Genomic DNA, 13177 nt, shown 5'->3' on the forward strand with positions numbered 1-13177 from the left:
CTCCACAAGCACCCACACGAATTGCTTGATTCAGTTGTTAAAGAGCGGTTGGTTAAGAGCTTTCGTCTCAACCGAGGCGCGCATTCTACAGCAGCCTCATTTGCTGTCAAGTGATTTTTTCAGAAGTTTTCAAGGATTTCCCTAACAACTTCAACCACTTGCGCCTCAGATCTCTCATCAGCGGGAGGCGAATTCTACAGCGTTACACGCTGCTGTCAACACCTCTTTTTCAACTTCCTTTCGGCTTCGATGAACTGAAGCAACCTGCTGCCGAAAACTGCGTAACTCGTTGTTTACCAAGGAGTTTTCCGTTTCGACTGCGCCGGAAGTGGGGCGAATTATAGGCCTCCAGAATTCGCCGTCAACCCCCTATTTCAGCTTTATTCGGATTTGAGCGTAATACGCGCAAATGCCTTCTTGCCGGCCTGGCAAACATGGGTCGCGCCCAGTGCATATATAAAGGTGCGATCGACAACCTCACCATCTATACGCACACCACCGGAACCCAGGAGATCTCGAGCCACCGCCGAATTCTTGACCAGCCCTGCTTTATTAAGGACGGCAGCGATCGGCATATCCTCGGCAGCAGTCAATTCGATTTCCGGCAGATCGTCCGGTAGCTCGCCATCCTTCATACGGTTACCGGCGGCACGGTGGGCATTGGCCGCAGCCTCCTCACCATGGAAGCGCGCAACGATCTCTTCAGCCAGCTTGATCTTGATGTCGCGCGGATTGGCACCCGCTTCTACATCTGCGCGGAACGCATTGATCTCATCCATGGAGCGGAAGCTGAGCAACTCGAAGTAACGCCACATCAGCGCATCCGGAATGGAGACCAGCTTGCTGTACATCACACCCGGCGCCTCCTGGATACCGACGTAGTTGCCCAAGGACTTGGACATCTTCTTCACACCATCCAGACCTTCAAGCAACGGCATGGTCAAGATGCACTGGGCCTCCTGACCATAACCACGCTGCAACTCACGACCCATCAGCAAGTTGAACTTCTGATCGGTGCCGCCGAGCTCGACGTCTGCACGCAGAGCTACCGAGTCGTAACCCTGAACCAGCGGATAAAGGAACTCATGGATGGCGATTGGCTGATTGGTGGTGTAGCGCTTGTCGAAGTCATCGCGCTCGAGCATGCGAGCCACGGTGTATTGCGAAGTCAGGCGAATGAAGTCGGCCGGCCCCATCTGATCCATCCAGGTGGAGTTGAATGCCACTTCGGTTTTTGCCGGATCGAGAATCTTGAACACCTGAGTCTTGTAGGTCTCGGCATTCTCGAGGACTTGTTCGCGAGTGAGCGGCGGGCGCGTGGCACTCTTGCCACTCGGATCACCGATCATCCCGGTGAAGTCACCGATAAGGAAGATCACCTGATGCCCCAACTCCTGGAACTGGCGCAGCTTATTGATAAGCACGGTGTGACCCAAGTGCAGGTCCGGAGCCGTTGGATCGAAGCCCGCCTTAATACGCAGCGGCTGGCCACGCTTGAGCTTTTCAATCAGCTCGGACTCGACCAACAGTTCTTCCGCACCACGTTTGATCAGCGCTAGCTGCTCTTCAACCGACTTCATAACAGACCCGCAAGGCTCAGATTCAAAGGGAACCAACCATACAAGATCGCGCGTCAAATACAAGGTTTGCCCGGCGCACGGAAGCCAATCCACAGACAGAGCGCCTGCGGACTTGCTTCAGAGATGATTTGGTTATATTTTATACAGTTATTTCATCTTCATCATGTCATTCATCTTTTCCAATTCATCTTTTTCAAAGTCAAAACCACTTATGACCACAGAATCGTCTAAAGCGCCGCCGCTTTACCCGAAGACCCACTTGCTTGCCGCAAGTGGCATCGCCGCCCTTCTCAGTCTGGCGCTCCTGGTATTCCCTTCCAGTGATGTCGAAGCCAAAAAGACAACCCTGAGCCTTGAACTGGAAAGCCCTGCTGAACAACTGACACAAGATCAAGACGCTGCTGACGCCGTTCAAGCCACAAATGAACCAGCAACCTCCCCCTTCGCGCAGATCGACAACAGCGCCGAAGACACTCAGGAAACCGCTCAAGCCGAACCTGCACCGGCGCCGGTCGTCGAAGAAAAGAAGTCGGCAAGCCACAGGGAAGTGATCGTCACCAAGGGTGACACCCTCTCGACACTGTTCGAGAAGGTCGGCCTCCCGTCCACCTCAGTGCATGACGTGCTGGCCAGCGACAAGCAGGCCAAGCAGTTCAGCCAGCTCAAGCACGGGCAAAAACTCGAGTTCGAACTGAGCCCCGACGGCCAGCTGACCAACCTGCACAGCAAGCTCAACGACCTCGAAAGCATCAGCCTGACCAAGAACGACAGGGGCTACACCTTCAACCGCATTACCGCGAAACCGACCGTGCGCTCCGCCTATGTACATGGCGTGATCAACAGCTCGCTGTCGCAGTCCGCAGCACGGGCCGGCCTGTCTCACAGCCTGACCATGGACATGGCCAGTGTGTTTGGCTACGACGTGGACTTCGCCCAGGATATTCGCCAGGGCGACGAATTCGACGTGATCTACGAGCAAAAAGTGGTCAATGGCAAGGCCGTCGGCACTGGCCCGATCCTGTCGGCGCGCTTCACCAACCGCGGCAAGACCTACACCGCCGTGCGCTACACCAACAAACAAGGCAACAGCAGCTACTACACCGCAGACGGCAACAGCATGCGCAAGGCGTTCATCCGCACACCGGTGGACTTCGCCCGCATCAGCTCGAAATTTTCCATGGGCCGCAAACACCCGATCCTGAACAAGATCCGCGCCCACAAAGGCGTCGACTACGCAGCACCACGCGGTACGCCGATCAAGGCTGCCGGTGATGGTAAGGTGCTGCTGGCCGGCCGCCGCGGTGGCTACGGCAATACCGTGGTCCTCCAGCACGGCAACACCTACACAACGCTCTACGGCCACATGCAAGGCTTCGCCAAGGGCGTGAAGACTGGCGGCACAGTGAAACAGGGCCAGGTGATTGGCTATATCGGCACCACCGGCCTCTCCACCGGGCCGCACCTGCACTACGAGTTCCAGGTCAATGGTGTGCACGTCGACCCGCTGGGCCAGAAACTGCCAATGGCCGATCCGATTGCCAAGGCCGAACGCGCACGCTTCCTCGCCCAAAGCCAGCCACTGATGGCGCGCATGGAACAGGAAAAAGCCACTCTGCTGGCTTCGAGCAAGCGCTAAGCCATGGCGCTCTATATAGGTGTGATGTCCGGAACCAGCCTTGATGGCCTGGACATCGCACTGATCGAGCAAGCCCCGGCGATCAGACTGATCGCCTCCCACTACATCCCGATGCCCGATACTCTGCGCGCCGAGCTGCTCGGCTTGTGCGCCAGCGGCCCGGACGAAATCGCCCGTTCCGCCATTGCCCAGCAGAACTGGGTGAAGCTGGCAGCCCAAGGGATTCATGCCCTCCTCGCTCAGCAGCAACTGAAGCCTGGCGACATTCGTGCGATTGGCAGTCATGGCCAGACCATCCGCCACGAACCGGCACGCGGCTTCACTGTGCAAATCGGCAACCCGGCCCTGTTGACCGAGCTGACCGGCATCACTGTGGTCAGCGACTTCCGTAGCCGCGACGTCGCTGCTGGCGGACAAGGAGCACCACTGGTTCCCGCCTTTCACGAAGCCTTGTTTGAAGAGCAGGCCGGCAATCGCGCAGTGCTGAACGTTGGCGGCTTCAGCAACCTCAGCCTTATCGAGCCCGGCAAGCCGGTCGCCGGTTTCGACTGTGGCCCGGGCAATGTGCTGCTGGACGCCTGGATTCACCAGCAACGCGGCGACCATTTTGACCGTGACGGCCAATGGGCTGCCAGCGGCAAGGTAGAACCGGTGCTGTTGAATGCACTGCTCAGTGATCCGTTCTTTGTGACCAAAGGCCCGAAGAGTACCGGGCGGGAAGTGTTCAACCTGCCATGGCTGACTCAGCATCTGGCGCAGTTGCCAGCCTTCTGCGCCGAAGATGTTCAGGCGACCCTGCTTGAACTGACCGCACTGACCATCGTCGAATCACTGCAAAGCGCCCAGGCAGGCACGCAGGAGTTGCTGGTTTGCGGCGGCGGCGCCCACAACACTGTCTTGATGAACCGCTTGGCCAGCCTGCTGCCAAACGCAAGTGTCAGCAGCACCGCTACCTACGGTGTAGACCCCGACTGGGTCGAAGCCATGGCCTTCGCGTGGCTGGCTCATTGTTGCCTCGAAGGTATCGCAGCCAACCGTCCGAGCGTTACCGGTGCCCGTGGTTTGCGCGTACTCGGTGCCATCTACCCCGCATAAATCCTCCACACAGCAAAACGCCGCAAGACCCTGAGGTCGTGCGGCGCTCTGTGAAACAGGTGCGCCGATCAGATCGAGAACGAAGAACCGCAGCCACAGGTGGTGGTCGCATTCGGGTTCTTGATGACGAAACGCGAACCTTCCAGACCTTCCTGGTAGTCCACCTCGGCACCTGCCAGGTACTGGAAACTCATCGGATCGACAACCAGACTCACACCTTCGCGCTCGACGATGGTGTCGTCATCGGCCACTTCTTCATCGAAGGTGAAGCCGTACTGAAAACCTGAACAACCGCCGCCCGTAACGAATACGCGCAGCTTCAAGCGATCATTCCCCTCTTCATCGACCAGGCTCTTCACCTTGTGCGCGGCACCGTGGGTGAATTGCAAAGCCGTGGGGGTGAAGGATTCGACGCTCATGCTGACTATCTCCCGGCGTTACGCCGTCATATTGCGTGATGACGCGCATTATCCGCTTCTCCTAGAAAAGCGGTCAACTATTCTAGGAGCAGCGACAAGCTTCAAGCTGCGAGCTTCAAGCTTGCCGCTTACAACTTGAAGCTTGTAGCTGCTCTCAAGGCAGCATGCCGGCGTGGGACAGGCCCAGACGCTCATCCAGCCCGAACAGAATGTTCATGTTCTGCACGGCCTGACCCGAAGCGCCTTTGACCAGGTTATCGATCACCGACAGCACCACCACCAGATCACCGTCCTGAGGGCGATGCACGGCAATACGGCAGACGTTGGCACCCCGTACGCTACGCGTCTCCGGATGGCTGCCGGCCGGCATCACATCGACGAACGGTTCATTGGCATAACGCTTTTCAAACAACGCCTGCAGGTCTACCGAGCGATCAACAACGGTTGCGTAGAGCGTGGAGTGAATGCCACGAATCATCGGCGTCAGGTGCGGAACGAAGGTCAGGCCGACGTCCTTGCCTGCTGCACGACGCAGACCCTGGCGAATCTCCGGAAGGTGACGGTGACCTTTGACCGCATAGGCCTTCATGCTTTCCGACGTCTCGGAGTACAGCGAACCTACGGAAGCACCACGACCGGCACCGCTGACACCGGATTTGCAGTCAGCAATCAGATGCGCAGTATCGGCCAGGCCGGCTTCGAGCAATGGCAGGAAGCCCAATTGCGTTGCAGTCGGGTAGCAACCCGGCACGGCAATCAGGCGCGCTTTCTTGATCTGCTCGCGATTGACTTCCGGCAAGCCGTAAACCGCCTCGTCCAGCAACTCCGGTGCACCGTGCGGCTGGCCGTACCACTTGGCCCATTCATCCGCGTCTTGCAGACGGAAGTCGGCCGACAGGTCGATGACCTTGGTCCCGGCCGCCAGCAGTTCGCCCGCCAAGGCATGGGCAACACCGTGCGGTGTGGCGAAGAACACCACATCGCAGGCACCCAGGGTCTTGATGTCCGGAACGCTGAACGCCAGGCCGTCGTAATGACCTCGCAGGTTCGGGTACATGTCGGCCACGGCAAGGCCAGCCTCGGATCGGGAAGTGATGACAACCACCTCAGCTTGCGGATGTTGCGCCAACAGACGCAGCAGTTCGACACCGGTGTAACCCGTGCCGCCGACGATACCGACCTTGACCATAAACCTGCCCTCAACGAACCCACTGGAAAGCCGTCGATAATAGGGGCCGCGCGCCCCTGCGACAACCGTCAAGGTGACGTGCGGAGCCTCAAGCCTCTACTATTCTGGCTACCGTGAATTGGGGAATAACCAAAAATGCTTTATCTGTGGCTCAAAGCGCTTCACATCATCAGCGTCGTCTGCTGGTTTGCCGGCCTGTTCTACCTGCCGAGACTGTTCGTCTATCACGCCCAAAGCGAGGACACCGTCAGCAAGGAACGCTTCAGCATCATGGAGCGCAAGCTGTACCGCGGCATCATGGGCCCGGCAATGATCGCGACACTGATCTTCGGCGGCTGGTTGATCAGCCTCAACCCCGGCGCCTACTTCACTCAGGGCGGCTGGATGCATGCCAAGCTGACGCTGGTGGTGCTTCTGATCGGCTACCACCACATGTGCGGCGCGCAGGTAAAACGTTTTGCCCGTGGCGAGAACACCCGCAGCCATGTCTTTTATCGCTGGTTCAATGAAGTGCCGGTTCTGATATTGCTGGCTATCGTAATTCTGGTCGTCGTTCGGCCGTTCTAAATCCAAGAGACACAACTCACCGGGGTACTTCCAATGTCGCTGCCCGCTCTGCTCGAAGAACGTTTGCATCTGCCCGTGGTGGCGGCGCCGATGTTCCTGATTTCCAATCCGCAGTTGGTACTCGCCTGCTGTCGCCAGGGCGTGGTCGGCAGCTTCCCGGCGCTGAACCAGCGCGAAAGCAGCGGTTTCAAGGCCTGGCTGGAAGAAATCGAAGCCGGGCTGGCGACAATGGAAAACCCCGCGCCCTATGCCGTTAACCTGATCGTCCATAACAGCAATCCTCGTTTACAGGCGGATCTTGAGATCTGCGTCGAACACAAAGTGCCGATCGTGATCACCAGCCTCGGCGCCGTGAAAGAACTGGTCGACGCGGTGCACAGCTACGGCGGCCTGGTGTTCCATGATGTGACAACTCGCCGTCATGCCGAGAAAGCTGCCGAAGCCGGCGTGGATGGCTTGATCGCCGTGGCTGCCGGCGCCGGTGGACACGCCGGGACCTGGAGCCCGTTCTCGCTGATTGCCGAAATCCGCCAGTTCTTCGACAAGACCCTGTTGCTGGCCGGCTGCTTGAACCATGGCCACGAAATTCTTGCCGCTCAATTGCTCGGCGCGGATTTGGCCTACTTCGGTACACGATTTATCGGCACGACCGAAAGTCACGCGCCCGACGCCTACAAAGAAATGCTGCTGACATCCAAAGCGGCAGACATCATCCATACTCCAGCGGTGTCAGGTGTCCCGGCGAGTTTCATGCGCCAGAGCCTGGAGGCCGCCGGTTTCGACATGTCCGCCTTGCAAGGCAAGGGCGAGATCAACTTCGGTTCCAAGCTCAAACCCTTGAGCGATGAGGCCAAAGCCTGGAAGACCGTTTGGTCTGCAGGCCAGGGCGTGGGAGAAATCGAAGACTTGCCGAGTGTCGAGCAGTTGATTGCACGTCTCGATGCGGAGTACCGCCAGGCCCTGGAGCATGCCGCCCGGTTGCCAAAACGCTGGCCGCGCTGACAGCAAATCTTGGCCAGTCTTGCCGGCTGGCCTTACACTCACCCGGGCACAACGTTCTTCTTTCAACCTCTCGCGACAAGGATGCTTCGCACATGGGCGAAAATCGTTTCAAGATCGTATTCGAAGGCGCCTTGCTGCCCGGTGTCGACATCACCACGGCAAAGCTCAATCTCGCCGATTTGTTCAAAAGCGATGTCACGGCCATCGAGCGCTTGTTCGCCGGGCGTCCGGTAGCGCTCAAACGCAACCTGTCGCAAGCCGATGCCCAGACCTATCTCCAGGCGCTGAGCAAAACCGGAATCGAGGCCCGCATTGAAGCCGAAACGCCGATCGAATTGAACCTCGCCGACGTGCATGACCATGCTCCGGCCAGCAGCCAGGAGCCATTGGCAGACCCGCAGTCCCCTTATGCGCCACCTCGCGCGCCCGTCGGCGAAGCCGTGGCGGAATTCGCCACGCTCAAGCCCTTCAGTTTCGATGGCCGTATCGGCCGCTTGCGCTACCTCGCCTGGACGCTGGTGCTGTCCACTGTGCTCTTGGCCGTTTGCGGGGTGTTTGCCTTGGTCGCCCTGGCTCTCATCGGCGCGGATTCGACCGCCGGCCTGATATTGGGCAGCATGCTGGCCTTGATCCTCTTCGTCGGATTTATCTTCGTCAGCATCCAGATCACCGTTCAACGTTTGCACGATGTCGGCTGGTCCGGCTGGTTGTGGCTGCTGAACCTGGTGCCGTTCGTTGGCAGTTTCTTTCCGTTCGTGATCATGGTCGTACCGGGCAACGACACCGCCAACCGCTACGGCCCGCCGCCTCCGCCGAACAGTACCGCGGTCAAGGTATTGTCTTCGCTGTGGCTGATCGTTATCGCGCTGGTTCTGTTCGGCTCGCTGGCCGGAGGCCTCACGGCGATACGGGAAGGATACGAAAACGCCGCCCAGAGCAGCTACGAAAGCAGCTCGGTCATCACCGATGAAATCGACGTCGAAGTCGAACCGGTGCCAAATACCGCCGACGATGCAGCCGAAGAGGCCCGGCCCCCTGTAGACTCTGCGAAAGAATGAACAGCGCTCCTGGCCCGTGACACCTGCGTCGCGGCGCGGAGCTGTTGCGATGGAGAACTGCATGACCCGTTACGCTCTGATCACTGGCGCCTCCAGCGGCATCGGCCTGGCAATGGCCGAAGCGCTGGCCCGGCGCGGCCGCAGCCTGATTCTGGTGGCCCGACAACGTGATCAGCTGGAAAGTATTGCGATTGAACTGACCCAGAGGTTTGGCGTTGAGGTGTTGTTCCGTGCCTGTGACCTGGGCGAACCGCTGCGCCTCTCCGGGTTCCTGCTGGAGCTGGAAGAAGGCGACCGGCAGATCGATCTGCTGGTCAACTGCGCCGGTATCGGTACATGCGGCCCGTTTCTGGCCCAGGACTGGATGACCGAGCAAGACCTGATCGAAGTGAACATCCTCGCCCTCACCCGCCTGTGCCATGCCATCGGCAACAGCATGGCCCTGCAAGGCGGCGGGCAGATTCTGAATGTGGCCTCGGTGGCGGCGTTTCAACCGGGGCCGTGGATGAGCACCTATTACGCCAGCAAGGCGTATGTGCTGCACTTTTCCGAAGGATTGCGCGTCGAGCTGAAAAAATGTGCGATCAAGGTTTCGGTGCTCTGCCCCGGGCCGACCCGCACGGCGTTTTTCCGTACCACGCAACTCGACAGCGAAAAACTGACCAACAGCAAACTGCTGATGAGCCCTGAGGAAGTGGCGCTCTACACCGTGCGCGCACTGGAAAAGAATAAAGCGATCATTATTCCCGGGCGCCGCAACCGCTGGTTCGCCTTCCTGCCGAGGCTCGGCTCGCGATGGCTGACTCGCACAATCGCCGGCATGGTCAACAAGGCCTACTGCCCGCGCTGATCCAACCCAAGGTAAAAGACTGGGCGCTGGCATACGCCATGAGTACACTCAGGCCAGCCCAAACAACGGAGAAAACAGCTGTGGATACTCTGTTCACCAAGATCATCAACCGGGAAATCCCGGCGAAGATCATTTACGAGGACGACCAGGTACTGGCCTTCCACGACATTGCCCCACAGGCACCGGTACATTTCCTGGTGGTCCCGAAGAAACCGGTTCGCACCTTGAACGACCTGACCGAGGACGACAAGGCACTGGCCGGACACATACTGTTCACAGCCCAACGCCTGGCACTGGAGTTGGGCTGTGAAAAAGGTTTCCGCGTCGTCATGAACTGCAATGAAGAAGGCGGACAAACCGTCTACCACATTCATATGCACGTGCTGGGTCAGCGCCAGATGCACTGGCCGCCGGGCTGATTACTACCCCCCTTGTGGGAGCGGGCTTGCTCGCGAAGATGGCCTTACTTTCAACATCTTTGTTGACTGATACTCCGACTTCGCGAGCAAGCCCGCTCCCACAAGGGCATCACAACACTGTCACAGCCTCTGCATCACAATGACCCAGCGCAAACCTTCCCCGGCCGATTGGGTTAAACTGGCCACCGAAATTCCCCCGGAGGTCAGCATGACTACCCAACGTCACTACTCGCCGATTGACCGACTTCTGCTGCAAGCCGACGCCGCGATGCGCACCCTGCTGCCCTTCAGCGGCCAGCCGTACCGTCCGTCGCCTGCCATCGTGCAGCCGGATGCGAAAATGAGCGACGAAGACACGCGCCACGTTGCCGGCCTGATGCGCATCAACCATACCGGTGAAGTCTGCGCCCAGGCGCTCTACCAGGGACAGGCGCTGACCGCCAAGCTGCCGCAAGTGCGCGCTGCGATGGAACATGCCGCCGAAGAAGAAATCGATCACCTGGTCTGGTGCGAACAACGCATCCATCAACTGGGCAGCCACACCAGCATCCTCAATCCGCTGTTTTATGGCATGTCGTTCGGGATTGGCGCAGTGGCCGGCCTGATCAGCGACAAAGTCAGCCTGGGGTTCGTGGCGGCAACGGAAGACCAGGTGTGCAAACACCTGAATGAGCATCTGGAGCAATTGCCGGCCGAGGACGAAAAATCCCGGGCGATTCTTGAGCAGATGCGCATCGATGAAGAACAGCATGCCGAAAGTGCGCTGGATGCTGGCGGGTTCCGCTTTCCGGCACCGGTGAAGTTCGGGATGAGCCTGATGGCCAAGGTGATGACCAAGAGTACTTATCGGATCTGATTTCCAGTTCGGCTGACAGGCCCCCTTCGCGGGCAAGCCAGCTCCCATAATGGTTCGGTGTGCGGCAGCCCAATGTGGGAGCGGGCTTGCTCGCGAACAGCATCACTCGACCTCCCTGACTGACAGCAATAAAAAAGGCGACTGCCGTGAGGGAGTCGCCTTTTTTGTGTTCGATGTCTTACGCCATATTGCGCGCGTAGAAGATTTCGAGCATTTCGTGCTTCACCCGCTCGGTCACCTGGGCGCGTTGCTCAGAGGACAGGTTGCTGGTGGCGTCGCCGAACAGGTAGTTATCCAGTTCGAAGTTCTTGAGCAGCATCTTGGTGTGGAACAGGTTTTCCTGGTACACGTTCACGTCGGTCATCTGGTACGCGTCGTAAGTGTCGTCGGACAGGTAGTTCTGGATCGAATTGATCTCGTGGTCGATGAAGTGCTTTTTGCCTTCAACGTCACGGGTGAAGCCGCGCACACGGTAGTCCACGGTCACGATGTCCGAATCGAACTGGTGAATCAGGAAGTTGAGCGCTTTAAGCGGTGAAATGACCCCGCAAGTCGACACGTCGATGTCCACACGGAAGGTTGCAATACCACTGACCGGATGGATTTCCGGGTAGGTGTGCACCGTGATGTGGCTCTTGTCGAGGTGGGCCAGAATGATTTCGGGCAGCGGGCCGGGGGACTCTTCGATCTGACTGTCGGTCGGGGTTACCGGCTCTTCCGAGATCAGGATCGTAACGCTGGCGCCCTGCGGCTCATAGTCCTGACTGGCAATGTTCAGGATGTTGGCACCAATGATATCGACAACTTCCGTGAGGATCTGCGTCAGGCGCTTCGCGTTGTACTCTTTATTGATGTACTCGACGTAAGCCTGCTGGTCTTGCGGGGTTTCCGCGTAGCAGATGTCATAGATGTTGAAGCTCAAGGTCTTTGTCAGGTTATTGAACCCGTGGAGCTTGAGTTTGCTTTTCACCGTTAAAAACTCTCTATGTGTTTGCGGCCCGGCCGCGTGATCAAGCATGCCCGTCAGATGCGAACAACGCACCTGCGTAGGACGGTTAACACCTCTTCGCGATGGCGATTTTGGTTGTCTGTTCGGGTGCGAGGCCTGTCGGCTGACGGGCCACTACCCTGAAAAAAGTGGCGCATTATGCAGACGTCAGCTTGTGTTCGCCAGAGTCTGCACTGCTTTTATGATAGTTGAATGTCGATTCAACCGAGCTCGATGATCTCGTAGTCGTGGGTAATCGCCACGCCAGCCGCGCCGAGCATGATCGAAGCCGAGCAATACTTCTCGGCAGACAGCTCGATGGCGCGTTTAACCTGGGCTTCTTTCAAGCCGCGGCCCTTGACCACAAAGTGCATGTGGATCTTGGTGAACACCTTTGGATCTTCAGTCGCACGCTCGGCTTCGAGGAAGGCTTCACAGCTTTCAACCGCCTGGCGGGACTTCTTGAGGATGCTGACCACATCGAAATTGCTGCAACCGCCGACACCCAGCAGCAGCATTTCCATCGGCCGGACACCCAGGTTACGTCCGCCGGCATCGGGCGGACCGTCCATGACCACGACATGACCGCTACCGGACTCGCCGAGGAACATGGCTTCGCCAGCCCATTGGATGCGTGCCTTCATCGCCAAGACTCCACTGTATAAAAAAGGGTCGCCAGCTTAACACAGGCCCCGTGATTGACAGCGCCCGGCGTCCTGGGACATATCCCACCGCCTTATAGGTAAATGCTCGAATATTGCTGGAAGTGTCTGTTAAGCTGACGCCAATTCTATGGCGCATAGCCAGCTTTACTCCAGCGTTCACTATTTATAAAAACCAAACATACCGTGCAGTTTTTTCGGGATACAACCATGGTTGCTATTGCCCCCAACTCCAAGATCAAGAACCTCGACAAGCTGTTGATGCATTGCCAGCGCCGCCGTTATCAGGCCAAGAGCAACATCATTTGTGCCGGCGACCGCTCTGAAACGCTGTTTTTCATCATCAAAGGCTCAGTCACCATCCTGATTGAAGATGACGACGGCCGGGAAATGATCATTTCCTACCTGAACGCCGGGGACTTTTTCGGTGAGTTAGGCCTGTTTGAGCAAGCCGGCCTGGAGCAGGAGCGCAGCGCCTGGGTGCGGGCCAAGGTTGAATGCGAAGTCGCGGAAATCAGCTACGCGAAATTCCGTGAGTTGTCCCTGCAGGATCCGGACATTCTTTACGTGCTCAGCGGACAAATCGCACAGCGCCTGCGCAACACCACGCGCAAGGTCGGTGACCTGGCATTCTTTGATGTAACCGGTCGAGTCGCGCGCTGCCTGCTGGAGTTGTGCAAACAGCCAGACGCCATGACGCACCCCGATGGCATGCAAATCAAGGTGACCCGTCAGGAAATCGGGCGGATTGTCGGTTGTTCCCGGGAGATGGTCGGTCGCGTGCTCAAGGATCTGGAAGAACGCAACCTGGTGGACGTCAAAGGCAAGACCATGGTGGTCTTCGGTACGCGCTAAG

The 13177-nt window shown here is 58.2% G+C and carries 14 protein-coding genes; 9 read left to right on the top strand and 5 right to left on the bottom strand.

The genetic code is table 11. The annotated features are described in order from the left end of the window. Positions 1-380: 380 nt before the first annotated feature. Positions 381-1580, bottom strand: coding sequence for a tyrosine--tRNA ligase (gene tyrS / locus AC07W4_RS05245; protein WP_110662979.1), 1200 nt, complete (start codon positions 1578-1580; stop codon positions 381-383). Between the two features lie 211 nt (positions 1581-1791). Here tyrS and AC07W4_RS05250 point away from each other — a divergent pair, with 211 nt between their 5' ends. Further along, the gene (locus AC07W4_RS05250) at positions 1792-3216 is read left to right on the top strand and encodes a peptidoglycan DD-metalloendopeptidase family protein (protein WP_495031743.1); all 1425 of its coding nucleotides are present in this window, start codon (positions 1792-1794) and stop codon (positions 3214-3216) included. Between the two features lie 3 nt (positions 3217-3219). Next, positions 3220-4311: an anhydro-N-acetylmuramic acid kinase gene (locus AC07W4_RS05255; protein WP_495031744.1), complete on the top strand. Its 1092-nt coding sequence runs from the start codon at positions 3220-3222 to the stop codon at positions 4309-4311. A gap of 68 nt (positions 4312-4379) precedes the next feature. Here AC07W4_RS05255 and erpA read toward each other — a convergent pair whose 3' ends face one another. Both erpA and argC read right to left on the bottom strand, forming a co-directional pair. Then, positions 4380-4730 (bottom strand): iron-sulfur cluster insertion protein ErpA, encoded by a 351-nt coding sequence (gene erpA, locus AC07W4_RS05260; protein WP_007906865.1) that lies wholly within the window; start codon positions 4728-4730, stop codon positions 4380-4382. Positions 4731-4884: 154 nt separating this feature from the next. Beyond that, positions 4885-5919 (bottom strand): N-acetyl-gamma-glutamyl-phosphate reductase, encoded by a 1035-nt coding sequence (gene argC, locus AC07W4_RS05265; RefSeq protein ID WP_008051660.1) that lies wholly within the window; start codon positions 5917-5919, stop codon positions 4885-4887. A 135-nt stretch (positions 5920-6054) separates the two neighbouring features. Here argC and hemJ point away from each other — a divergent pair, with 135 nt between their 5' ends. The 6 genes from hemJ to coq7 all read left to right on the top strand — a co-directional run bounded on the left by hemJ (position 6055) and on the right by coq7 (position 10671). After that, a complete protein-coding gene (hemJ, locus tag AC07W4_RS05270; RefSeq protein WP_007994924.1) occupies positions 6055-6486 on the top strand; it encodes a protoporphyrinogen oxidase HemJ in 432 nt (143 codons plus the stop codon). Positions 6487-6519: 33 nt separating this feature from the next. Further along, complete coding sequence (locus AC07W4_RS05275; RefSeq protein ID WP_495031745.1) at positions 6520-7488, top strand: NAD(P)H-dependent flavin oxidoreductase; 969 nt, start codon at positions 6520-6522, stop codon at positions 7486-7488. Positions 7489-7580: 92 nt separating this feature from the next. Further along, positions 7581-8546: a DUF805 domain-containing protein gene (locus AC07W4_RS05280; protein ID WP_495031746.1), complete on the top strand. Its 966-nt coding sequence runs from the start codon at positions 7581-7583 to the stop codon at positions 8544-8546. Positions 8547-8607: 61 nt separating this feature from the next. Further along, complete coding sequence (locus AC07W4_RS05285) at positions 8608-9396, top strand: SDR family NAD(P)-dependent oxidoreductase (RefSeq protein ID WP_495031747.1); 789 nt, start codon at positions 8608-8610, stop codon at positions 9394-9396. An 80-nt stretch (positions 9397-9476) separates the two neighbouring features. Then, a complete protein-coding gene (locus AC07W4_RS05290) occupies positions 9477-9815 on the top strand; it encodes a histidine triad nucleotide-binding protein (RefSeq protein WP_007986008.1) in 339 nt (112 codons plus the stop codon). 208 nt (positions 9816-10023) lie between these two features. Continuing rightward, entirely contained in the window at positions 10024-10671 is a 648-nt protein-coding gene (gene coq7 / locus AC07W4_RS05295) for a 2-polyprenyl-3-methyl-6-methoxy-1,4-benzoquinone monooxygenase (protein WP_008051652.1), read from the top strand. Positions 10672-10849: 178 nt separating this feature from the next. Here the strand turns inward: coq7 and speD are convergent, their stop codons facing one another. Both speD and AC07W4_RS05305 read right to left on the bottom strand, forming a co-directional pair. Beyond that, positions 10850-11641, bottom strand: coding sequence for an adenosylmethionine decarboxylase (gene speD / locus AC07W4_RS05300; protein WP_007986012.1), 792 nt, complete (start codon positions 11639-11641; stop codon positions 10850-10852). 239 nt (positions 11642-11880) lie between these two features. Further along, on the bottom strand, positions 11881-12303 hold the full coding sequence (locus AC07W4_RS05305) for an OsmC family protein (RefSeq protein WP_007941657.1): 423 nt from the start codon (positions 12301-12303) through the stop codon (positions 11881-11883). Between the two features lie 228 nt (positions 12304-12531). Between AC07W4_RS05305 and crp the strand changes: the two genes are divergently transcribed. Continuing rightward, the gene (crp, locus tag AC07W4_RS05310; RefSeq protein WP_008051651.1) at positions 12532-13176 is read left to right on the top strand and encodes a cAMP-activated global transcriptional regulator CRP; all 645 of its coding nucleotides are present in this window, start codon (positions 12532-12534) and stop codon (positions 13174-13176) included. Position 13177 lies beyond the last annotated feature (1 nt).

The sequence above is a fragment of the Pseudomonas sp. GW821-FHT02A08 genome, from assembly GCF_059422045.1.

Excerpts from the sequence above, each read along its gene's own strand:
- tyrS (WP_110662979.1), bottom strand. The coding sequence starts at position 1,580 with ATGAAGTCGGTTGAAGAGCAGCTAGCGCTGATCAAACGTGGTGCGGAA.
- AC07W4_RS05250 (WP_495031743.1), top strand. The coding sequence starts at position 1,792 with ATGACCACAGAATCGTCTAAAGCGCCGCCGCTTTACCCGAAGACCCAC.
- AC07W4_RS05255 (WP_495031744.1), top strand. The coding sequence starts at position 3,220 with ATGGCGCTCTATATAGGTGTGATGTCCGGAACCAGCCTTGATGGCCTG.
- erpA (WP_007906865.1), bottom strand. The coding sequence starts at position 4,730 with ATGAGCGTCGAATCCTTCACCCCCACGGCTTTGCAATTCACCCACGGT.
- argC (WP_008051660.1), bottom strand. The coding sequence starts at position 5,919 with ATGGTCAAGGTCGGTATCGTCGGCGGCACGGGTTACACCGGTGTCGAA.
- hemJ (WP_007994924.1), top strand. The coding sequence starts at position 6,055 with ATGCTTTATCTGTGGCTCAAAGCGCTTCACATCATCAGCGTCGTCTGC.
- AC07W4_RS05275 (WP_495031745.1), top strand. The coding sequence starts at position 6,520 with ATGTCGCTGCCCGCTCTGCTCGAAGAACGTTTGCATCTGCCCGTGGTG.
- AC07W4_RS05280 (WP_495031746.1), top strand. The coding sequence starts at position 7,581 with ATGGGCGAAAATCGTTTCAAGATCGTATTCGAAGGCGCCTTGCTGCCC.
- AC07W4_RS05285 (WP_495031747.1), top strand. The coding sequence starts at position 8,608 with ATGACCCGTTACGCTCTGATCACTGGCGCCTCCAGCGGCATCGGCCTG.
- coq7 (WP_008051652.1), top strand. The coding sequence starts at position 10,024 with ATGACTACCCAACGTCACTACTCGCCGATTGACCGACTTCTGCTGCAA.
- AC07W4_RS05305 (WP_007941657.1), bottom strand. The coding sequence starts at position 12,303 with ATGAAGGCACGCATCCAATGGGCTGGCGAAGCCATGTTCCTCGGCGAG.
- crp (WP_008051651.1), top strand. The coding sequence starts at position 12,532 with ATGGTTGCTATTGCCCCCAACTCCAAGATCAAGAACCTCGACAAGCTG.